Source organism: Neisseria sp. HMSC064D07, assembly GCF_001837185.1.
Lineage (GTDB): Bacteria > Pseudomonadota > Gammaproteobacteria > Burkholderiales > Neisseriaceae > Neisseria > Neisseria flavescens_C.
Window position 1 is genome coordinate 119,428 of sequence record NZ_KV831677.1, and the last position, 21,117, is coordinate 140,544.

Genomic DNA, 21,117 nt, shown 5'->3' on the forward strand with positions numbered 1-21,117 from the left:
CGGCCTTTTCTGATCAGCCCAACTGTTTTTGCTTTTCGCTCAACAAGGCGTGTACTTGAAGCGCGGTAGCGTAGCGGTCTTCTCCCGCTTCAATCGGATCAAGAAAATGCAGCTCGACCGTGCTGGAAGGCTGGCTGATGACCATGCAGATGGATTGCCAGAGGCTGATGTCGCCGTAGTAGGCAGTGTGCGGGTTGGGGCTGCTGCCATCCGGCTTCGGGTAGCGGCAGAGTGCCGGAATAATCGGTACGCCTGCATCATAGGCCGTCTGAAAAAAGCTGGGTTTGAACGGCAGGATTTCACGGCCTTCGGTACTGGTGCCTTCGGGGAAAATGGTGACGGTATCGCCGTTTTTCAGTGCTTCGGTTACGCCGGCGATTTTGGCAGAATTGCCTTTGATGCCGCGGTTGCGCGAGACATAAACCGTTTGAGCCTGTGTGGCAAGATAACCGACCACAGGCCATTTGGCCACATCATCTTTAGCCACAAAACGACCGGGGAAAGCGCCGTTAACCGCCATAATGTCCAACCATGAAATATGGTTGCTGATAAGCATCTGACCGCGGCCTTCTTGCGGCGGCGTACCGAAAGTTTGCAGTTTCATGCCGCAGGAAGCGAGCACGCGCAGCGACCATAATTGAATCGCGCGCAGTTTGCGTTTGCTGCTGTAAAAGGGAAACAGAAAAAACATTTCGGCCATGCCGTACAAAAGGCAGCCGGCAATGCAGAGAAGACGGAAGATAAAACGGATTTTGGCGGTCATTGTGTGTGTTTTTTTATAAAGATTAGGCAGGCCGTCTGAAGTTTCAGACGGCCTTTTATTATGAATCGGTTTTAGGGGCAAAACGCTGCAAGTAGCGGTCGGAAAGGTGGTTGATGTCCATCATGATCAACACATCCGCGCAGTTGAACGCTTCATCGACGCAAGGCTCGCCGCAGAACCACGCGCCTGCTTTGAGATAGCCTTTGATCAGTGCGGGTACGGGCGGATTTTCAGACGGCGTGATGCTGTCCCATTTGAGTGGGTTGAGCGGTTTGACGCGCCATTGTTCCGGAGCGAGGTATTTGTCTTTCAAAGCATGATACAGGCCCGCCGCATCGTTGCCGCCGTCACGCATTTCGATACTGCCGCAACCAATCATAAAGCGCAGGTTTTCGTCTTTCATGAATTTGACCAAACCGGTCCACAACAGCATGACCAAGCCGCCGTTGCGGTAGTCCGGGTGGGTACAGGCGCGACCGAGTTCGACGGTTTGCGGCAGGATGTCTTTCAAAGGCTCAAGGTTAAATTCATGCTCGCTGTACCAGCCACCGACTTTTTTTGCGGTTTCTTCGGTAATCAGGCGGTAGCAGCCGATTACCTCGCCGGTTGCATCGTCGAAGGCGAGCAGGTGGTGGCAATGTTCATCATAAGGATCGACATCGCGGCCGTCATCGCTTTCGATTTCCGCACCCAATTCTTGGGCAAAAACCTGATAGCGCAATCTTTGGGCGGCTTCGATTTCAGCTTGGGTTTCTGCAAGGCGTACGCTCAGGCCGATTTTGGGGCCCGTTTGATTGAAACGGCTGGGGGACATGATGTTTCCTGTTTGAAGAAAATGGCTGATTATAGCGGATATACGGACAGATTTATATTGATTTGCTTTGCGGTAGGGCAAATTATGTCGGGTTGTTGGAAAAAGGCTTCAGGCCGTCTGAATTTGGCATGCCGAGCGGTACAAGCGTAGAATCAACGTTTTTGCCGTTTTTTATTATGGAAACCTCTTTCCTGCTTGCCGGAAAAATTACCGAGCTGACGCTGATTGTTTTGATGGGCGTGGCCTTGGTGAAGACCGGGCTGTTGAAATCGGAAAACAGCTACACGCTCTCCGTCATCGCTCTTTACCTGATCAGCCCGTCCGTCATGATTCATGCCTTTCAGATGGACAATACGCCGCAGATTATCGAAGGGCTGAAGCTTTCCGTCATGCTGGCGGTGTTTTTCCATGTGGTGTTGATTGTTTTGGGCAGGTTGTTTAAACACTTGTTCAAACTCGATGCACTCGAACACGCGGCGACGGTGTACAGCAATTCGGGCAACCTGATTATCCCTTTGGTGATGTCGGTATTTGGGGCGGAATGGGTGATTTACACCAGCGGTTTTATCATGGTGCAGACGTTTTTATTTTGGACGCATCTGCGTCTGTTGATTTGCGGCCGAGGCAATGTGGCTTGGAAAACCATTTTTACCAATATCAACATTTTATCCATGTTGGTTGGGCTGATGATGTTTGCCTTTCAAATCAAGCTGCCGCACATTGTCGATAATACTTTGGCGACGGTGGGCGGTATGATTGGCCCGGTTGCCATGTTGGTGGCAGGCATGCTTTTGGCTTCTTTGCCGCTGCGCTCGATTATGTGGACGCCGAGGCTTTATCTCGTTGCTTTTTTAAGGTTGATTTTGATTCCGGTATTATTGCTTTTTGCCGTCAAAGTCTGCGGTTTTGCCCATCATGATGCGCATGCGGATACGGTTGTTTTGATCAGCTTTTTGGCAACGACTTCGCCTGCCGCCGCGACAGTTACCCAAATGACGGTTGTTTACGGCAAAAATGCCCAAAAAGCCAGCGCGATTTATGGGCTGACGACCTTGCTTTGTGTGGTGACCATGCCGGTAATGATTGCCTTATATCGTTGGATTATTTAAGAAAAGGGCAGGCCGTCTGAAACTTTGACTTTATGTTTCAGACGGCCTGTTTGGTATTTTAATTTTGAAAATAACTTTTATTATCAATTAATTAAGCAATTAAAAAACTATACAAAGCCGCAAGCAGCGTGTATCCTTATGCCTAACATTCATCCAATATCAATCTTTAAAGGAACACAGCCATGACCGACTTTACCGTTTGGGAAACCGCACCTTTCAATTCCACCATTGACCATATTTTGCAGCGTTACCACAATGTCCACCGCGCCCAGTTTGAAGAGTTGGTTCCGCTGGCGCAAAAAGTGGCGCAGGTTCATGCCGATACTTTCCCTGCCGAAGTTCCTGATTTGTTGGCCTATATGCAAAACGAGCTGTTGATGCACATGATGAAAGAGGAGCGCATGTTGTTCCCAATGATTAATCAGGGCGTGGGTCGCGGCGCGGCAATGCCTATCAGCGTGATGATGCACGAGCATGAAGAACACGATCAGGCCATCGCGCGTCTGGAAGAATTGACTAACAATTTTGAGCTTCCCGAAGGCGCTTGCGGCAGCTGGACCCGTTTGTACACTTTGGCCAAAGAGATGGTGGATGATTTGAAAGACCATATCCATTTGGAAAATGAGATTTTGTTCCACCGCGTTTTGGCTTCTTAAAATTTGAGCTTAATCAAGGCTATCTGAATGTTCAGACGGCCTGTTCTTTAATCCCTTGCTAAGTTAGTGCAATAGTTCTAAAATTTTAATAAAGAAACAAAATTAGGCAGTAAAGGCACACATCCGTTTTTTTGTTTACTTGAGAAGGAGTTTATGAATGAAACATTCTAAAGTTTTACTATCGGGTATTCTGTTTGTTGCTGTGACTGCGTGCGCCCAAACGACGGACGGCAGCTGGAGCGCCCTGCAGGATACGAAAACAGGCGTGCAGTCGCGGCCTTATTATGAATTTGGCAATGTGGTTCAGAAGATTTCTTTTAAGAAAACCGGCAATCCGGAAAATGGTCTGAAAAAGCCTGTCTTGACGGTGTATCGCCAAGGCAAGCTGTTGGGCGAAGCATATAATTTGGAAGCCTCTCATGGCAACCCCTTGTTGCCAACCCTGTTTTTGGTAAACGGCAAGTCATTAAATATCAATGACGGCAACGATAGAAAACTGTTGGCTTCTGCGAAGAGAATCGATTTTTACGATTTCGGCCACGGCCGTATCGGCCATGCAGTCTTTACCGCGCCTAACGGCATCTGTCAGGATATGAAACACGGCAAAGGCGTTTCCTACAAGCTGGTTACCAACTATGTTAATTTTCCGGATTATCCTTCACCTGAAAATATCTTGATTATTACTGCGCAAGGTAAATATGAGCAAGACGGGTTTATATTGGATTCCACTGAGTCAAGAGTGACCAGTGCCAATAAAGAGTTTGCCAGAAAATATGGCGAAGCCCTGAAATCCAAGAATGGCCCTGAGACCAGACAGGTAAATATGGCTAATGCAGCCAGTGCGGAAAAAGGTAGACTGTTGGCTGATTATGTATGTAGGTGATGAAATCAAAGGCCGTCTGAAATTCAGACGGCCTTTTTGAATCATAAATGCATCTCTTGTTCAAACGACAGCAGAATCTGTTTCACTTCATCCGCTTCTTTGACGGCGCGGATGTGGTCGAACAATACCTGCGCCTGTTCAAACTCTTTTTTCATCATGCCCAGCCACTGTTTCAAACGGGCAACCGGATATTTGTTGTTGGCTTCTTTATCAAGGCATAAGTTGAAGAATTGGACTATCCATGAGGAGACTTCGGCAAAGTCGGTGTCTTTCACTGTTTCGCCGTTTTCATATTGCTTGATTTGCCGCGCCAAGTCGGGACGGATAACCGCGCCGCGCCCGAGCATCACGCTGTCGCAGCCGCTGACGGTTTTAATATCGAGATAGTCTTGAAGGCTGAATACATCGCCGTTGGCGGTAACAGGAATGTTGACCGCATCGCGGATTTTGCGCACCCATTCCCAATGTGCCGGCGGTTCGTAGCCTTCGACTTTGGTGCGCGCATGGACGGTTAACGCGCATGCGCCGCCGTTTTCAATCGCGGAGGCGCATTCCAATGCCAGACTTTTGTCTTCATAACCGAGCCGCATCTTGGCAGTCAACGGAATGTGTTGCGGCAGGCGCTGGCGCAGGGTGTGAACGATGTGGTAAATCAAATCGGGCTCTTTGAGCAAGACCGCACCGCCTTTGTGTTTATTGACCGTCGGCGCGGGGCAGCCGAAGTTGAGGTCGATTTTGTCCGCACCGAAACGCACGGCTTCCAAAGCATTGACGGCCATGTTTTCCGCATCGCTGCCCAAAAGCTGGACAGTACAGGGCGTACCGGCCGGCGTGCGGTTGGCATGGGCGATTTCGGGAATATATTTAAGCCAAGTGGCGCGTGAGTGGACCGTGTGCGTAATGCGGACAAATTCGCTGACACACCCGTCAAATCCGCCGATGCGCGTCAACAGGTCGCGCATCACATCGTCCACCAGCCCCTGCATGGGGGCAAGAATAAGCTGCATGAGTCAGGCCGTCTGAAAAAAGGAGGACATATTGTAGCGGTATATCGGTTAAAATACACTCTTAAATCATGTTTTGCCTAACTTAGAATGAATCCCATAAATTTTATTTACACAAAATTTTGTTAGTTTGTAGGTAAGTTGGGAGTCATGCCATTAAGGATAATTATGAATTCAACTATTAGCTTGCTTATCCTCGCCAAAAATGAGGAAAAAAATATTGGGGAGTGCATTAAAAGCTGTACTTTTGCCAATGAAGTTATTGTTATTGATGATCATAGTAATGATGAAACTCCTATAATTGCTGAAAGTTTAGGAGCTAAGGTAATTACTAGAGATATGAATGGAGATTGGGGAAAACAACAAACGTTTGCGATAGAGCAGGCAAAATCAGATTGGATTTTTTTTATTGATGCTGATGAACGTTGTACGCCAGAGTTGTGTAAAGAAATTGAAGAGGTTGTTGCGCAAGGACAGCCTTTTGGTTATTGGGTAAAACGTCTTAATCATTTTCAACGGAAATTAGTACGTCATGGTTCTTTAAGTCCTGATTGGGTTTGCAGGTTGATGCCAAGAATAGGTAGTTATGTAGAAGGAGTTGTACATCCTAAAATCGTCCATCAGCATGGCAATAAGAAGCTTCGTGCTCCTATGCTTCACTACACTTATGAAACATGGGAACAATATTTGAGAAAGATGAATCAATACTCTACGCTTGCAGCTGAAAAATATAAGCAAGAGGGTAAGTCTAGCTATCCATTTTTTGATTTGATTTTGCGACCATTATTCGCATTTATCAAAATGTATTTCTTAAAGAGGGGCTTCTTGGATGGTATGCTGGGCTATATCCTGTGTAAAAACTACGCGAACTATACAATGAATAAATATGTAAAATTAAAGTACCTTCTTTCGAAAAAATAGGTGTTAAGTATAGGATAATACTGAGAGTTCACTTAAGAATGAAGATGTATTTATTTGGGTAAAAGATGGTTACATTGTTTAGAGTAATCTATAATTCCAACCGTTTGTAATTTTATTTCGGCGAAGGCCGGATTTTGGGAGTTGTGATGTCAACTATGTTTTTTATCCAGTTTGCCGTCGTACTGCTGTGTATCCTGATTGGTGCGCAGGTTAGCGGTATTGGTTTGGGCGTGCTCGGCGGTATCGGCTTGGCCGTATTGTCTTTTGGTTTCCATCTGCAGCCGACCAGCCCGCCGATTGATGTGATGCTGATGATTATGGCGGTAGTGTCTGCGGCTGCGGCGATGCAGGCCAGCGGCGGTTTGGACTATATGATTAAGATTGCCACGCGCGTGTTGCACCGCAATCCGAAATACATCACCTTTATCGCGCCGGCGGTAACTTACACCTTCACCGTCTTGGCAGGTACGGGCCATGTGGCTTACTCGGTCTTGCCCGTGATTGCCGAAGTCAGCCGTCGCAATGGCATCCGTCCCTCACGTCCGCTGACGATGGCGGTTATCGCTTCCCAATTTGCGATTGTCGCCAGCCCGATTGCCGCAGCCGTCGTTGCCTGCGTCACCATGCTTGAGCCGCAACACATCACGATGGCGGATGTGTTGAAAGTTACCGTTCCGTCCACGATTTTGGGTATCGGTTTGGCTTGCGTGTTCGTAAACAAACTGGGCAAAGAATTGAAAGACGATCCGCATTATCAGGCTTTGCTGAAAGACCCGAACTATGTGAAAGAATACATCGATGTGGAGGAACAACAAACCGATGTCGCCATTTCGCCGAAAGCCAAATTGTCGGTCGGTATTTTCTTGACTGCGGCATTGCTGGTGGTCGTGATGGGTGCGCTGCCTGAGCTGCGTCCGGCTTTTGAACACGATGGCGCGATCAAGCCTATGGGCATGGCGCATACGATTGAAATCGTGATGTTATCTGCTTCTGCGCTGATTATCTTGGCGTGTAAACCCAATGGCGATGCGATTACCCGAGGTTCGGTATTCCATGCCGGTATGCGTGCCGTGATTGCAGTATTTGGCGTGGCTTGGTTGGGCGATACCTTGATGAGCGGCCACTTAACAGAAGTGGAATCGACCGTCAGCCATTTGGTTGAGTCTGCACCATGGACCTTTGCCTTTGCCCTGTTTGTCTTGTCGGTATTGGTCAACAGCCAAGGCGCGACAGTAGCGACGTTGTTCCCAATCGCCATCAAACTAGGTATTCCTGCGCCCATCATTATCGGCACATTTGTTGCGGTAAACGGCTATTTCTTCATTCCGAACTACGGTCCGATTATTGCCGCTATCGACTTCGATACAACCGGCTCGACCAAAATCGGCAAATTCATCTTCAACCACAGCTTCATGATTCCGGGCCTGTTGAGCATGGCATTTAGTCTGGCTTTCGGTTTGTTGTTGGTTCAACTGTATTATTGATGGACTGAAAAATAAAGGCCGTCTGAAATTAAATTTCAGACGGCCTTTTTGATATTGTTATCCGAGAGCTTAATTGCAGTATTTATTGACGTCGTTTTGGTATTGCTTAATCAGGCTGTCGCGATTGGCCAAGCGTGCGCTTTCGGCGACTTGACGGTTGATTTTGGCGATTTTGCAGTTTTCCAGCTTGTTTTGGCGGTTTTGCTCTTCGATTTTTTTATTGCGCTCTTCGATTTGTTTGTTTTGTTCCGCAACCTGTTCGTTGGGCTGCTCGGCAACCGGCTCAGATGCCGCAACAGCAGGCGCAACGGCAGGTTTGACGTTGTGCGTGCGGATGTTGACCACGCCGGAACGCTTCGGTTGCAGACGGTTTGGCGTATCGGAATAGCTGTTGCCCGATGTGCCTTTCCAAGTGTAAACCTCGGCCGCGCCGGTCAGGGCGGCGGAAGAGAGAAGGGCTGCTATCAGACAGGTTTTGAGTACGGAAGATTTCATGGGTTTCCCTTATGTAAATGATGTTCTCATGCGGCTTATTTTACTTGAAACTGCAATGCGTTGGCATATTTTTGTACGCCAAATCAAATCATGTAAAAAAATAACGTTAAAACGTGTATTGCCAATGTTAGCATCAAGCCGGTGTGATATAATGCCGTGCATCTTGCACAAACTGAAAGACCGAGCATCATGCGTATTGTAGAAAAAGCCTATACTTTCGACGACGTTTTGTTGGTTCCAGCGCACTCAAACGTGCTGCCTCGAGATGTCAAACTTCAAACCAAACTCACCCGCGATATCACGCTCAACCTCCCTCTACTTTCTGCTGCAATGGATACCGTTACCGAAGCGCGTCTGGCCATCTCTATGGCTCAAGAAGGCGGCATCGGCATTATCCATAAAAACATGACGCCGGAGTTGCAAGCGCGTGCCGTTTCCAAAGTGAAGCGCCATGAGAGCGGCGTGGTGAAAGATCCCGTTACCGTTGCGCCGACTGCATTGATCCGCGAAGTCTTGGAAATGCGCGCACAACGCAAACGCAAAATGTCCGGTCTGCCTGTTGTTGAAAACGGCAAAGTGGTCGGTATCGTGACCAACCGCGACCTGCGTTTTGAAAACCGTGTCGATCTGCCGGTTTCTGCCATCATGACCCCCCGCGACCGTTTGGTGACCGTTCCTGAAGGTACCAGCATCGATGAAGCCCGCGAAATCATGCATGCGCACAAAGTTGAGCGCGTTTTGGTGTTGAACGACCAAGACGAACTCAAAGGTCTGATTACAGTTAAAGATATTCTGAAAACAACCGAATTCCCTAATGCCAACAAAGATGCCGAAGGCCGTCTGCGCGTCGGTGCCGCGGTGGGTACCGGCGGCGATACCGAAGAGCGCGTCAAAGCATTGGTAGAAGCAGGCGTGGACGTGATTGTGGTCGATACTGCCCACGGTCATAGCCAAGGCGTTATCGATCGCGTGCGCTGGGTAAAAGAAACCTATCCGCACATTCAAGTCATCGGCGGCAACATCGCGACTGCTAAAGCTGCTTTGGATTTGGTGGCTGCAGGTGCGGATGCCGTTAAAGTCGGTATCGGCCCGGGCTCGATTTGTACGACCCGTATCGTGGCCGGCGTGGGCGTGCCTCAGCTGACTGCGATTCACAATGTTTCTGAAGCCCTGAAAGGTACAGGTGTTCCCCTGATTGCCGATGGCGGTATCCGCTTCTCCGGCGATATTGCCAAAGCTCTGGCAGCAGGTGCATACAGCGTCATGCTCGGCGGTATGTTTGCCGGTACGGAAGAAGCACCGGGCGAAATCGAACTCTACCAAGGTCGCTCTTATAAGTCTTACCGCGGCATGGGTTCGTTGGGTGCGATGAGTCAAGGTTCTGCCGACCGCTACTTCCAAGACAAAACCGACAGCACAGACAAATATGTTCCTGAAGGCATCGAAGGCCGCGTTCCTTACAAAGGCCCGATTGTGAACATCATCCACCAGCTGACCGGCGGTCTGCGCTCCAGCATGGGTTACTTGGGTTGCGCCAATATTGCTGAAATGCACGAGAAAGCAGAATTTGTGGAAATCACTTCTGCCGGTATGAGCGAATCTCACGTTCACGACGTACAAATCACCAAAGAAGCGCCTAACTACCATCGTTAAACCAGTATAAAAAGGTCGTCTGAAAATATTTCAGACGGCCTTTCTGTTTTTATAAGGTTCTAAAAATGAAGAGAATATTGCTTGCCGCCGTTATGCTTGGTATTTCTGGCTTAGCATTTTCAGAGTCCATTAGGGCATTGGAAAAAAGGCCACTGAATGTGATGAAAAATTTGGGATTACCTATTGAGGCTCAACAAGGGTTTGTTTGGGCTGTTGTTCCTGTTGATGAACAAGGCAGGGTCGGTCAAGCAGTATGGAGAAAGAGGGGTAAAGTTTCTTCTGAATTTATGGAGTCGGCAAAGCAGAAAATTGCTTCATTTGAACGATTCAAACCAAAGTGGGTTTATGCTCATACCCTGAAAGGTTATCATAAGAAGTTGAAGAAAGTTCAGGAACAAAAATGTGCAGCAATTGATCCTGATAGATTTAAACAATGGAACGATAATCCGCATATTGCACTGGATTTAATAGGTGAGCCTTTATTGGATTGTTTGAATAAAGTATCCAAAGAGCAAGCCTATATCAAAGTCAACATTCCCAGCGTTGCCAAATTTTTTATTATTTCTGAGAAACAGGCAATGGTGAATATTGCACAGATTCCTTCTCTAAAATATCCTCCTGTATCAGCAGAAAATGGAGAAGAGGGTTATGTCATTATGGAGATTTATGTAGCAGGAGGAAAGGTTGATACAGCAAAAATTATCAAAAGCAGTGGTTATTCCCGATTAGATAATGCTGCGCGTAGAGCTGTTTTGGGATTAACTGTTTCCAAAAAAGCTCGGGAAGATATTGAATACTATCAACTGATACAGTTTAATCTAGGCGATTAAACTGAGTTTCAGACGGCCTTTTAAAAAACATATTACAATAAGCCAAAATTAAAAACACATTCCATTATGTCCAAAAAAATCCTGATTATTACCCCAAGCTGGATTGGCGACTGCGTCATGACCCAACCGCTTTATCGCCGTTTGCATGAGCTGCATCCCGGCTGCACTATTGATGCTTTTGCGCCCAAATGGTCGATGGCCGTATTTGAGCGTATGCCTGAAATCAACCGTGTGATGGAAAACCCGTTTGGACATGGTGCGTTGGAATTGAAAAAACGCTGGCGTATCGGTCGCGAATTGGGAAAAGAAGGCTATGATCAAGTGATTGTTTTGCCCGGTTCGCTCAAATCCGCCATTATTGCCTTGGCTACGGGTATTAAACAGCGTACGGGCTACGTCGGCGAATCACGCTATTTTTTGCTGAACGATATCCGCAAATTGGATAAGACCGCGTTGCCTCTGATGGTCGACCGCTATACTGCGCTGGCGTATCCAACCCAAGCGGATTTTAACGGGCATTCCGATAATCCCTGTTTCACGATTGATTCCGAAAGCCGTCAAGCCGCTTTGGCAAAACATGGTTTGACGACGGATAAACCGATTTTGGCATTTTGTCCCGGTGCGGAATATGGCCCGGCCAAGCGTTGGCCTGCGCGTCATTTTGCCGAACTCGGCCGCCGATATTTGGCCGAGGGTTGGCAGGTTTGGCTGTTTGGTTCGCAAAAAGATTTTGATATTGCAGATGAAATCAACCGACTTTCAGACGGCCTGTGTACCAATCTTTGCGGCAAAACTAATCTTCCGGAGGCGATTGATCTGTTGTCTTGCGCCGATACGGTCGTGTGCAACGACAGCGGTCTGATGCACCTTGCGGCCGCGCTTGATCGGAAATTGATTGCGGTTTACGGCTCATCCAGCCCTGACCATACGCCGCCTCTAAGCCAAAAGGCAAAAATCATCAGTTTGAATTTGGATTGCTCGCCTTGTTTCAAGCGAGAATGTCCGTTGGGGCATACGGATTGTTTGAACAAGCTGACGCCGGATATGGTGCAAAAAGCGGCGGAAGAGCTGGCTCGTTCGGCGTAATCCAATAAAGATTAGACGGAAAACAGTAAAGGACAGATTTGAGTCTGTCCTTTTAATCTTTCGTTTCTTTTATTTTTTAACCAAAGGCCGTCTGAAAATCATATTTCAGACGGCCTTTTTTGGTTTGAAATCAATACATCTGATTATTTTTGATGCAGATTGTAAACGTATTCGACTTCTTCGCGGCTGCCCATGAATACGGCAACACGTTGGTGCAGGCCGGTAGGTTGGATGTTGAGCATGGCTTCGATGGCGTTGTTTGATGCGCCGCCGGCTTGTTCCATAATCAGGCTCATCGGGTTGGCTTCGTACATCAGGCGCAGTTTGCCCGGTTTGGATGGGTCGCGTTTGTCTTGCGGATACATGAATACGCCGCCGCGCATCAGGATGCGGTGAATTTCGGCAACCATGCTGGCTACCCAGCGCATATTGTAGTTTTTGCCGCGTACGCCGGTTTCGCCTGCCAGCAATTCGTCAATGTATTGTTGAACAGGGGCGAACCAATGTCTTTGGTTGGACATATTGATGGCGAATTCTTTAGTAGATTCGGGAACGCGCGGATTTTCTTTGGTCAGCAGGAATTGGTTGGCATCGTCCAGAGTGAAGACGAATACGCCGTGACCGACAGTCAGTACCAGTTGGGTTTGCGGACCGTATAAAACATAACCTGCGGCCACTTGGTCGCGGCCTTTTTGCAGGAAGGATTCGGTAGTCAATGCGCCTTCAGGTTTCGCCAAGATGGAGAAGATGGTGCCGACGGAGATGTTGACGTCGATATTGGAAGAGCCGTCCAGCGGATCAAACAATACCAAATAGCCGCCGTTTTCGTGTGTGGCGACATAGGTGTCTTCTTCTTCGCTGGCAAGGCCTGCGATGTTGGCATTGGTTTTTAAAACATCAATCATGATGTTGTTGGCGATGACGTCAAGTTTCTTTTGGTCTTCGCCTTGGATGTTGCCGGTACCTGCCATGCCCAAAACGCCGGAAAGCGCGCCGAGGCGGACTTTGGCGTTAATGTACAAACAAGCGGAGGCTACGGATTCCAATACGCTGGCCAGCTCTTGCGGCAGTTTGTGTTCGGGCAGGTGTTGGGCTAAGAATTGGTTCAGTGTCTTCATGGTTTCACTCTTTTCCTAAGTTTGAATCGGGCATTTTTCAATTTCAGGCCGTCTGAAAACGGCGTGTTCATTTGGTTTTGCTCTCGGCCATGCCTAAAACTTCTTTAGTGCAGGCGATGCTGGTGTCTTTGATGCGTTTTTTCAGCTCGTCGCTCATGGAGTCGCTGCCGCCCAAAAGCGAGGTTGCTTCTTCAGGATTGATTTGGTCGACTGTTTTTTCGCCGATACAGCGGCAGATTTTTTCAGTGGTCGCGGAATCAAACGGGCTTTTTCCTGCGGCTTTTTCTACGCAGGCTTTGGTTGCCGAGCGGACAAATTCGGTGCGGAAACTTTGGGTAAATTCTTCTTTAAATTCGTTTTTTGCTGATTCGCTGCACGCGCAGAGCAGGAGTGTGCAGGCTAGGGGTGTGCGTATATTCATGAGTGGACGGTCGTTAATTGTTATGTTGTGAATTGTAGTGGAAAAAGGCTTAAGTATAAAGGGTTAAGGCCGTCTGAACGGGTATGGCGGCAAAATCGAAGCGCTTGGGTATGCGTTCAGACGGCAGCGTTTATTTCGTTTTGCTTTCCAATACATAATGCGCGCCTGCATCTTGCGCCAAAATTTTGGAAAGTTCGGGCAGATTGTTTTGTAACTGTTCGGCAAGCATATAGGGCGGGTTGATGACGAACATACCGCTGCCGTGCATACCGAAACCGTCGCTGCGCGGCGTATGGACATGAAGCTCGGCATGGAGATAATTGTCGGGAGCGATTTTTTTGAGTTCGTCCGGCAATTTGCGGCTTTCTTCGCGGCTCAGGCAAGGATACCAAACCATGTAGCAGCCGGTTTCAAAGCGTTTTAAAGCATCTTTCAAGACTTGGACGACACGGCGGTAGTCTTGTTTTTCTTCGTAGGGCGGATCAATCAAGACGGCGGCGCGGCGGGGCGGAGGAGGTAAGAGTGAAATCAGGCCCTGATAACCGTCCGCTTGGCTGACTTGCACTTTGCGCAGCGGACGGACTTCGCGCATATTGTTTTGCAAATGGACAAAATCGGCAGGATGCAGCTCAAAGAGGCGCATTTTGTCGCTGTCGCGCGTGATCGCCTGTGCCAGCCAAGGCGAGCCGCAGTAAAGGTTGTCTTGCGGCAGTATTTGTTTCAGACGGCCTACAAATTCAGCCAATTCGGAAGGCAGCTTGTCAGCTTGTTCCAAGAGCGCAATGCCTTGTTTGTATTCACCGACTTTTTGCGCTTCATCGCCGCTCAAATCATACAAACCGGCACCGCTGTGCGTATCGATATACCAATAAGGCTTGTCTTTGCGGTTGAAATATTCGAGGACGAGGAAGAGGGTAAAGTGCTTGAGCATATCGGCATGGTTGCCGGCATGGAAGGCGTGGCGGTAGCTGAGCATGATCGGGCTGCGGAAATAAAAATCCGATTATACCCCAAACCATCGCCATTACCGCTTTCAGACGGCCTTTGTGCCTGGAAAATGCTACAATATCCGCCTTATCGTACCATCGGAAAGAAGACATCATGTTTACAGGCATCGTACAAGGCATGGGCAAAATTACAGACATCGCCCAACCTTCGCCCGACTTTCGTACCCACACAGTCGAGCTGCCCCCCGAAATCGCCGACAATCTGCAAACCGGCGCCTCTGTCGCCAACAATGGCTGCTGCCTGACCATTACCCGAATCGACGGCAACAAAGTCAGCTTTGATTTGATGGACGAAACCTTACGCAAAACCAATCTCGGCAGCTTGAAAGTCGGCGACAGTGTCAATTTGGAACGCGCGGCGCGGTTTGGCGACGAAATCGGCGGTCATGTGATGAGCGGCCATGTGATGGCGGTTACCCGAATTTCCCGTATCGAATCCAGCGAGTTTAACCGTACCGTTTGGTTTGATCTGCCGGAAAACCTCAAGCCCTACATCCTGACCAAAGGCTTTGTCGGTTTGGACGGTTGCAGCCTGACCATAGGCGAAGTCAGCGACAGCGAATTTTGTGTACACCTGATTCCGGAGACTTTGGAGCGTACCCTGTTTGGCAGCCGCAAAGAAGGCGACCTCATCAATATTGAAATCGATCCGCAAACCCAAGCCGTTGTCGATACCGTGATACGAGTATTGGCGCAAAAGGCCGTCTGAAAAAAGAAAGCCGAAATGAAATTATCCAATTTTTTGAAAAAAGCCAATTCCGTTTTAAACCGTCTGGATTTAATCCTGCCTGACGAAGCCGGTAAAACCGACTGGCGCGCTTTGGCCTACCGTTGGCACAGCGTGGGCAAAAAGGCATTTTGGAAAGCCTGCCGCGTCCGCATACGTTTCCTTTGAGCAGATTGGCGGCAGTCGGTTCGCAAACCGACAGGCTGAAACGCAATACTGAGCAATTTTTGGCAGGCCGTCCGGCCAATAATGTCTTGATGACCGGCGCACGCGGTACGGGTAAATCTTCCTTGGTTAAAGCGTTGTTGCACGAATACGCCGAGCGCGGCCTGCGACTGATTGAAGTGGACAAAAGCGATTTGATCAGCTTGCCGGCTTTGTTGACGCTGTTGTCCGAACGTCCCGAGAAATTTATCGTTTTCTGTGATGATTTGTCGTTTGAAACCGGCGATGAAACCTATAAAGCCTTGAAAACCGCTTTGGACGGCGGACTGTCGCAACGGTGCACCAATGTTTTGGTTTATGCCACTTCCAACCGCCGTCATTTAATTCCCGAATACATGGATGAAAACGGCGGTACTACGGGCACTCGCGGCGAAATCCATCAGAAAGAGGCCGTCGAGGAAAAAATCTCCCTTTCCGACCGCTTCGGCTTATGGCTGAGTTTTTACCCCTTCGACCAAAACGATTATTTGACCGCCGTAGCCAACTGGTTGGACGATTTCAATGTGCCTTTTGACGATACCGCGCGCCAAGCCGCGTTGCAATGGGCGCAAATGCGCGGCAGCCGTTCAGGCCGTTCGGCATGGCAGTTTGCCTGCGACTGGGCAGGACGCTTGCCGGAAGAAAGAGTGTTGGATTAAGGCTGAAAAAGTAAAGGCCGTCTGAATATGGTTTCAGACGGCCTTTTGTATTTTTATTTATCCATCAGCGCAAGCATGAAGACAACCATTGTTGGCGTTGGCGCGGATTGAGCAGATGATAGAGGCGGTATTGGATTTCCATTTCATCCACCGCATAGTCCATGCTGGAAAGATAGCGGCTTTCAACATAGTCGCGGGCGGCGTTTGAATCGAATGAATCGCCGGAGAGGATTTTGATGATGGTTTGACGGCGGTTGCGGTCGGAGCGTACGGTTTTGCGGTAGGCTTTATCGTTGATTTGTTTGAAGTCGGTACGCAGGCGGCGCAGGGCGGCGTGTTGGTCGGCGGATAGATTAAGCTGTCGGATATCGCAATTGGGGTGGAAGTCGTCCAAAGTGGCCAGAAACGGACCGGCATGGGCAGGCAGGCTGGAACAGAGTAGGGCGAGTGCTAAGAAAGTAAAAGTCGGATAGCGGGAAAGTGCGACAGACACGGTGTTTTCCTAATATTTCATCAGGTTTGGAAATATAACCGATTAGCGTGTGAAAGGCAGTATCAAAGCAGTTAACTTTTGTTAATGATGTTAGATTTTTCTGCACATGTATGTATTAAAATAATTTATTTTCAAAGCCTTACAGTTTGATTTTAAGTTTTATTAATGTATGTGAAATGTAAATTCATAAAAATGACGGTAGAGACGTTGTCGGCAGCATACAACATAGGGGTAAAAATGCGATAATGACAAAGGAACACACTTTAGGAGAACAAGCATGACCGACTACCGTATCGCCCCCAGTATTTTGTCTGCCGATTTTGCCCGCCTGGGCGAAGAGGTTGCCGAAGTTATCCGCGCTGGTGCGGATTTGATTCATTTTGACGTGATGGACAATCATTATGTGCCGAATCTGACTTTCGGCCCTATGGTTTGCGCGGCTTTGAAACCATATGCAACCGTGCCGGTCGATGTGCATTTGATGGTTGAGCCGGTGGATGATTTGATTCATGCGTTTGCCAAAGCCGGTGCCAATATCATTACCTTTCATCCGGAAGCCAGCCGCCACATCGACCGCAGCTTGGGTTTGATTAAAGAATACGGCTGCCAGGCAGGCTTGGTATTGAATCCTGCCACGCCGGTCAATATTCTGGAAAACGTTTTGGACAAACTGGATATGGTGTTGCTGATGTCGGTTAACCCGGGCTTCGGCGGACAAAGTTTTATTCCGAATACGCTGGTGAAAATCCGCAAAGTGCGCGAGATGTTGGACGAGTATGAACGGCAAAGCGGCCGCCATATCGCATTGGAAGTCGATGGCGGCGTGAAGACAGACAATATTGCTGAAATTGCGGCGGCAGGTGCGGATACGTTTGTGGCCGGTTCGGCGATTTTTGGCAAACCGGATTACAAAGCCGTTATCGATGAAATGCGCCAACAGTTGGCGCAAGTCGGATAACCAAGCCGGGATATTTTTGGTTTCCAAACTTTTGCATAACTCATGCCGGTTTAATATTAAAGGCCGTCTGAAATAATTTTCAGACGGCCTTTTGTTTTAGCCTAAACCCTTACAGCGGCCATTTCAATGCAGGATTGCTTTCAATGACTGCTTTGAATTGGTTTTGAATACGTTCAATCGCTTCTTGCGTATCCGCTTCAAAACGCAATACCAAAATCGGTGTGGTATTGGAAGCACGCATCAGGCCGAAGCCGTCGGGGAATTCAACGCGCAAGCCGTCGATGGTGATGATTTCAGTCGCACCTTCAAACTTGGCATTGGCAGCCAGCTCTTCAATCACTTTGTGGCCGTTGCTGCCTTCGGGCAGGTCGATGTTGAGTTCAGGAGTGGAAATGCTTTGCGGCAACTTGTTCAATACTTCAGACGGATTGTCGAAGACAGACAGGATTTCCAAGAGGCGTGCGCCGGCATACATACCGTCGTCGAAGCCGAACCAGCGTTCTTTAAAGAAGATGTGTCCGCTCATTTCGCCGGCAACCAGTGCGCCGGTTTTTTTCATGGTGGATTTGATGAAGCTGTGGCCGGTTTTCTCCATGACAGGATCACCGCCGTGTTCTTTAATCCAAGGCGCGAGCAGGCGGGTGGATTTGACGTCGAAAATCACTTTGGCTTTAGGATTGCGGCTCAATACGTCTTGCGCGAAAAGCATCAGTTGGCGGTCCGGATAGATGATGTTGCCGTCTTTGGTAACCACGCCCAAGCGGTCGGCATCGCCGTCAAATGCCAAGCCGATTTCGGCATCGCCGTTTTTGAGCTCGACGATGAGGTCTTGCAGGTTTTTCGGTTTGGAAGGGTCGGGGTGGTGTTTAGGGAAGTTGCCGTCCACTTCGCAGAAAAGTTCGGTTACTTCGTTGCCCAAGCCTTTGTAGAGTTTGCCCGCGAATGCGCCGCCGACACCGTTACCCGCGTCGATGGCGATTTTCATCGGGCGTTTGAGCTTGATGTGGCCGACGATGTTGTTGTGGTATTCGCCGGAGATGTCTTTTTCGGTTACGCTGCCTTGTTTGTCGGCGGCAACAAAACCGTCTTTTTCAACAATGGCTAAAAGTTCTTGAATGGCTTCGCCTGCGAGCGTGTCGCCGCCGAGCATCATTTTGAAACCGTTGTAATCGGGCGGATTGTGGCTGCCGGTAATCATCACGCCGCTGCCGCCGCATTCGTTGATGGCCGCGAAGTAGAGCATAGGGGTGGCAACCATGCCGACATTGAGGACGTCGATGCCGCTGTCTGTGAAACCGCGTTGAATCTGCGCCATCAGGCCGGGGCCGCTCAAGCGTCCGTCGCGGCCGAGTGCAATGCGGGTAATGCCTTTTTCGGAGGCTTTGGTGGCAATGGCTTTGCCGATTAAGTAGGCTGCTTCGTCAGTCAGGGTTTTGCCGACGATGCCTCGGATGTCGTAGGCTTTGAAAATGTCGCGGGCGATATTTGCCATGTGGATTTCCTTTAAATTTAAGGGGAAATAATGAGGCTTATTCTAACACGGCTAAAAGGCCGTCTGAAAAAATCAGACGGCCTTTTGTTGTTACATCAAAGAACAGTGTTGTTTGGACGAATCAATTGTTGAAAGTGTTGCACTGGTTGATGTCGCCGCTTTCCAAACCGCGCTTGAGCCAAGTCATGCGCGCTTCTGAAGAGCCGTGGGTAAAGCTGTCGGGAACGACATAGCCCTGCGCCTGTTTTTGCAAGCGGTCGTCGCCGACGGATTCGGCAGCAAGCATCGCTTTTTGAATATCTTCGGCTTTGAAGATATTGTTGTTGACGGCGTAGTGTCCCCAAATGCCGGCGAAACAGTCGGCCTGCAATTCGAGTTTGACGGAAAGGGCATTGGCCTCTTTTTTGCCGACTTGCTGTTGCATTTTGTGGACTTTAGGCAGAATGCCGAGCAGGTTTTGAACGTGATGGCCGACTTCATGGGCAATAACGTAGGCAAACGCGGCATCGCTGGCTGATTCGAGCTTGGTGCGCATGTCTTCGTAGAAGCTCAAGTCCAAATAAACTTTTTGGTCGCCCGGGCAGTAAAACGGGCCCATGGCAGATTGGCCCGTACCGCAGGCGGTGGACGTACCGCCTTCATACAACACCATGGTTGTCGGCGTGTAGTGTTGGCCATGTTGTTGGAAATATTTGCTCCATGCTTTTTCCGTATCGGCAAGGACGACGCGGGACAGTTCGTTCAATTCGGCTTCTTGTTGGCTGTCGAGTCGGGAAACTTGCTGGGTAGGGATGCCCATCGAAGATGAGCCGCCGACCAAACCGCTCAAATCCACGCCGTAATATGCGCCGACCAAAACCACGATAATGCCGAGTATGCCCGGCGTTCTGCCGCCACCGCCGCCACGGCTTCCGCGGCGATCTTCGACGTTTTGGCTTTGTTCACGGCCTTTCCAATCCATAATGTGTATCCTGTGTAGTTTTCATGCGGCGGATTATACTATGGAATGTCAAATGTGTTTGATCGAATTGCGAATATTGCTTGAGGCCGTCTGAAAATGCGACATCGGGAAAGTGAAAACGGCAGTATCTTTCAGACGGCCTTGGGGTTTGTTAGAATGAGTCAACCTACTATTGGGAGATATAAGATGAAAGTCAGCAGTAAAGCTATTGTCAACGGCGAATTTGAAGACAAATACGGCAAGCGCGGCAGCCAGTTCAGCCCGAACGGTATGCCTACTTATTCGATTCCTTTTGAGATCGAAGATGCGCCGGAAGGAACAAAATCGTTTGCCGTGGTGTTGGAAGACAAAGATGCCATTTCAGCATCGGGTTTCGTATGGACGCATTGGTTGATTTCGGATTTGAAACGTACTTCCGTGGCAGAAAATGAAAGCATTTCTGCAACGGATTTCACGCAAGGCGCGAACACTTGGGCGAGCGCGTTGGGTAAATTTGAAATCGAAGAGGCTTCGTTTTACGGCGGTATGGCGCCACCGAACAACCGCCATCGTTACGAGCTGATTGTGTACGCACTGGATACCGTTTTGGATTTGCCGCGCGGTTTCCGCTTTAATGAGCTGCATTTTGCCATGCAGGGTCATGTGTTGGATTCGGCATGCGTGGTCGGTACTTATGATGTGTGAAGGTATCGTCATTAACGATTGAAAAACAGCCTGTCCGGTTTTAATTCGGACAGGCTGTTTTTATGGGAAATCAAATCAATTAAACCACTTCGGCTTTAGTGATGATGACAGGCTCGGTCGGTACATCGTCGTGGTAGCCGTGGCGTTTGGTAGAAACGCCTTCGATGGCATCTACTACATCAAAACCGTCAACGACTTTGCCGAATACGGCGTAGCCCCAGTCTTGGACAACGGTTTTGCCGTACAATTCTTTAGAACGGAAGTTCAGGAAAGCGTTGTCGGCAGTGTTGATGAAAAATTGTGCGCTGGCAGAGTGCGGATCGGAAGTACGCGCCATGGCGATGGTGTATTTTTCGTTAGGCAAACCGTTGGACGCTTCGTTTTGAATCGGATCGCGGGTTTCTTTTTCGTTCATGTTTTCATCCATGCCGCCGCCTTGAATCATGAAGCCTTTGATGACGCGGTGGAAGATTACGCCGTCGTAGAAGCCGTCTTTAACGTATTGCTCGAAGTTTTTAGCAGTAACGGGGGCTTTGTCGAAATCAAGTTCGATTTTGATGTCGCCTTTGTTGGTGTGCAGGATAATCATGGGTTTCCTTTCGTTAGAATCCGGTTTTAATTATTCGTTAAATTGTGTCTGAACGACAAACTTCAAGGCCGTCTGAAAAATATTCTTTCAGACGGCCTGGACTATG

22 protein-coding genes and 1 pseudogene are annotated in these 21,117 nt (G+C 48.9%); 12 read left to right on the forward strand and 11 right to left on the reverse strand.

The genetic code is table 11. From position 1 onward, the window contains the following. Nucleotides 1–13 precede the first annotated feature (13 nt). Nucleotides 14–763 carry a lysophospholipid acyltransferase family protein gene (locus HMPREF2608_RS04750; RefSeq protein WP_070826158.1) on the reverse strand — a complete coding sequence of 250 codons (750 nt, stop codon included), beginning with the start codon at nucleotides 761–763 and terminating at the stop codon, nucleotides 14–16. Between the two features lie 58 nt (nucleotides 764–821). Continuing rightward, a complete protein-coding gene (locus HMPREF2608_RS04755; protein WP_063068761.1) occupies nucleotides 822–1,577 on the reverse strand; it encodes a GNAT family N-acetyltransferase in 756 nt (251 codons plus the stop codon). Nucleotides 1,578–1,753: 176 nt separating this feature from the next. On the opposite strand from HMPREF2608_RS04755, the gene HMPREF2608_RS04760 reads away from it, so the two are divergent. From HMPREF2608_RS04760 to HMPREF2608_RS04770, 3 genes are all read left to right on the forward strand, one after another. After that, complete coding sequence (locus tag HMPREF2608_RS04760; RefSeq protein ID WP_070826284.1) at nucleotides 1,754–2,686, forward strand: AEC family transporter; 933 nt, start codon at nucleotides 1,754–1,756, stop codon at nucleotides 2,684–2,686. A gap of 182 nt (nucleotides 2,687–2,868) precedes the next feature. After that, nucleotides 2,869–3,342: an iron-sulfur cluster repair protein DnrN gene (gene dnrN, locus HMPREF2608_RS04765; RefSeq protein WP_004519850.1), complete on the forward strand. Its 474-nt coding sequence runs from the start codon at nucleotides 2,869–2,871 to the stop codon at nucleotides 3,340–3,342. A 157-nt stretch (nucleotides 3,343–3,499) separates the two neighbouring features. After that, nucleotides 3,500–4,225: a DUF8095 domain-containing protein gene (locus HMPREF2608_RS04770; protein ID WP_070826159.1), complete on the forward strand. Its 726-nt coding sequence runs from the start codon at nucleotides 3,500–3,502 to the stop codon at nucleotides 4,223–4,225. A gap of 41 nt (nucleotides 4,226–4,266) precedes the next feature. On the opposite strand, the gene HMPREF2608_RS04775 is transcribed toward HMPREF2608_RS04770, so the two are convergent. After that, nucleotides 4,267–5,232 carry a tRNA dihydrouridine synthase gene (locus tag HMPREF2608_RS04775; RefSeq protein WP_070826160.1) on the reverse strand — a complete coding sequence of 322 codons (966 nt, stop codon included), beginning with the start codon at nucleotides 5,230–5,232 and terminating at the stop codon, nucleotides 4,267–4,269. A gap of 165 nt (nucleotides 5,233–5,397) precedes the next feature. Between HMPREF2608_RS04775 and HMPREF2608_RS04780 the strand changes: the two genes are divergently transcribed. Next, a complete protein-coding gene (locus tag HMPREF2608_RS04780; RefSeq protein WP_070826161.1) occupies nucleotides 5,398–6,150 on the forward strand; it encodes a glycosyltransferase family 2 protein in 753 nt (250 codons plus the stop codon). A 155-nt stretch (nucleotides 6,151–6,305) separates the two neighbouring features. Continuing rightward, nucleotides 6,306–7,634: an anaerobic C4-dicarboxylate transporter family protein gene (locus HMPREF2608_RS04785; protein ID WP_070826162.1), complete on the forward strand. Its 1,329-nt coding sequence runs from the start codon at nucleotides 6,306–6,308 to the stop codon at nucleotides 7,632–7,634. Nucleotides 7,635–7,703: 69 nt separating this feature from the next. Here the strand turns inward: HMPREF2608_RS04785 and HMPREF2608_RS04790 are convergent, their stop codons facing one another. Continuing rightward, nucleotides 7,704–8,129: a DUF4124 domain-containing protein gene (locus tag HMPREF2608_RS04790; protein ID WP_070625407.1), complete on the reverse strand. Its 426-nt coding sequence runs from the start codon at nucleotides 8,127–8,129 to the stop codon at nucleotides 7,704–7,706. A gap of 189 nt (nucleotides 8,130–8,318) precedes the next feature. Between HMPREF2608_RS04790 and guaB the strand changes: the two genes are divergently transcribed. From guaB to waaF, 3 genes are all read left to right on the forward strand, one after another. Next, nucleotides 8,319–9,782 carry an IMP dehydrogenase gene (guaB, locus tag HMPREF2608_RS04795; protein ID WP_003678893.1) on the forward strand — a complete coding sequence of 488 codons (1,464 nt, stop codon included), beginning with the start codon at nucleotides 8,319–8,321 and terminating at the stop codon, nucleotides 9,780–9,782. Nucleotides 9,783–9,847: 65 nt separating this feature from the next. Beyond that, nucleotides 9,848–10,612, forward strand: a complete 765-nt coding sequence (locus HMPREF2608_RS04800; RefSeq protein ID WP_070826163.1) for an energy transducer TonB — start codon at nucleotides 9,848–9,850, stop codon at nucleotides 10,610–10,612. Nucleotides 10,613–10,678: 66 nt separating this feature from the next. Then, nucleotides 10,679–11,698, forward strand: coding sequence for a lipopolysaccharide heptosyltransferase II (waaF, locus tag HMPREF2608_RS04805; protein WP_070826164.1), 1,020 nt, complete (start codon nucleotides 10,679–10,681; stop codon nucleotides 11,696–11,698). Nucleotides 11,699–11,841: 143 nt separating this feature from the next. Here the strand turns inward: waaF and HMPREF2608_RS04810 are convergent, their stop codons facing one another. From HMPREF2608_RS04810 to rlmJ, 3 genes are all read right to left on the reverse strand, one after another. Next, entirely contained in the window at nucleotides 11,842–12,816 is a 975-nt protein-coding gene (locus HMPREF2608_RS04810; protein WP_070826165.1) for a class 1 fructose-bisphosphatase, read from the reverse strand. Between the two features lie 67 nt (nucleotides 12,817–12,883). Further along, nucleotides 12,884–13,237, reverse strand: a complete 354-nt coding sequence (locus HMPREF2608_RS04815) for a hypothetical protein (RefSeq protein ID WP_070826166.1) — start codon at nucleotides 13,235–13,237, stop codon at nucleotides 12,884–12,886. Between the two features lie 130 nt (nucleotides 13,238–13,367). Continuing rightward, nucleotides 13,368–14,213 (reverse strand): 23S rRNA (adenine(2030)-N(6))-methyltransferase RlmJ, encoded by an 846-nt coding sequence (rlmJ, locus tag HMPREF2608_RS04820; RefSeq protein WP_070826167.1) that lies wholly within the window; start codon nucleotides 14,211–14,213, stop codon nucleotides 13,368–13,370. A gap of 125 nt (nucleotides 14,214–14,338) precedes the next feature. Here rlmJ and HMPREF2608_RS04825 point away from each other — a divergent pair, with 125 nt between their 5' ends. After that, nucleotides 14,339–14,953 carry a riboflavin synthase gene (locus tag HMPREF2608_RS04825; protein ID WP_070826168.1) on the forward strand — a complete coding sequence of 205 codons (615 nt, stop codon included), beginning with the start codon at nucleotides 14,339–14,341 and terminating at the stop codon, nucleotides 14,951–14,953. A gap of 15 nt (nucleotides 14,954–14,968) precedes the next feature. Beyond that, nucleotides 14,969–15,834: pseudogene (locus HMPREF2608_RS04830) on the forward strand (ATP-binding protein). Nucleotides 15,835–15,898: 64 nt separating this feature from the next. Here HMPREF2608_RS04830 and HMPREF2608_RS04835 read toward each other — a convergent pair. Then, complete coding sequence (locus HMPREF2608_RS04835) at nucleotides 15,899–16,327, reverse strand: Spy/CpxP family protein refolding chaperone (RefSeq protein WP_036490577.1); 429 nt, start codon at nucleotides 16,325–16,327, stop codon at nucleotides 15,899–15,901. 277 nt (nucleotides 16,328–16,604) lie between these two features. Here HMPREF2608_RS04835 and rpe point away from each other — a divergent pair, with 277 nt between their 5' ends. Further along, a complete protein-coding gene (rpe, locus tag HMPREF2608_RS04840; protein WP_036490579.1) occupies nucleotides 16,605–17,285 on the forward strand; it encodes a ribulose-phosphate 3-epimerase in 681 nt (226 codons plus the stop codon). A 109-nt stretch (nucleotides 17,286–17,394) separates the two neighbouring features. Here rpe and HMPREF2608_RS04845 read toward each other — a convergent pair whose 3' ends face one another. Further along, nucleotides 17,395–18,777, reverse strand: coding sequence for a phosphomannomutase/phosphoglucomutase (locus HMPREF2608_RS04845; RefSeq protein WP_070826169.1), 1,383 nt, complete (start codon nucleotides 18,775–18,777; stop codon nucleotides 17,395–17,397). Nucleotides 18,778–18,898: 121 nt separating this feature from the next. Beyond that, entirely contained in the window at nucleotides 18,899–19,738 is an 840-nt protein-coding gene (locus HMPREF2608_RS04850) for a KPN_02809 family neutral zinc metallopeptidase (protein WP_070826170.1), read from the reverse strand. 186 nt (nucleotides 19,739–19,924) lie between these two features. On the opposite strand from HMPREF2608_RS04850, the gene HMPREF2608_RS04855 reads away from it, so the two are divergent. Beyond that, nucleotides 19,925–20,422: a YbhB/YbcL family Raf kinase inhibitor-like protein gene (locus HMPREF2608_RS04855; RefSeq protein WP_049322429.1), complete on the forward strand. Its 498-nt coding sequence runs from the start codon at nucleotides 19,925–19,927 to the stop codon at nucleotides 20,420–20,422. Nucleotides 20,423–20,501: 79 nt separating this feature from the next. Here HMPREF2608_RS04855 and HMPREF2608_RS04860 read toward each other — a convergent pair whose 3' ends face one another. Continuing rightward, entirely contained in the window at nucleotides 20,502–21,011 is a 510-nt protein-coding gene (locus HMPREF2608_RS04860; protein WP_003747093.1) for a peptidylprolyl isomerase, read from the reverse strand. Nucleotides 21,012–21,117 lie beyond the last annotated feature (106 nt).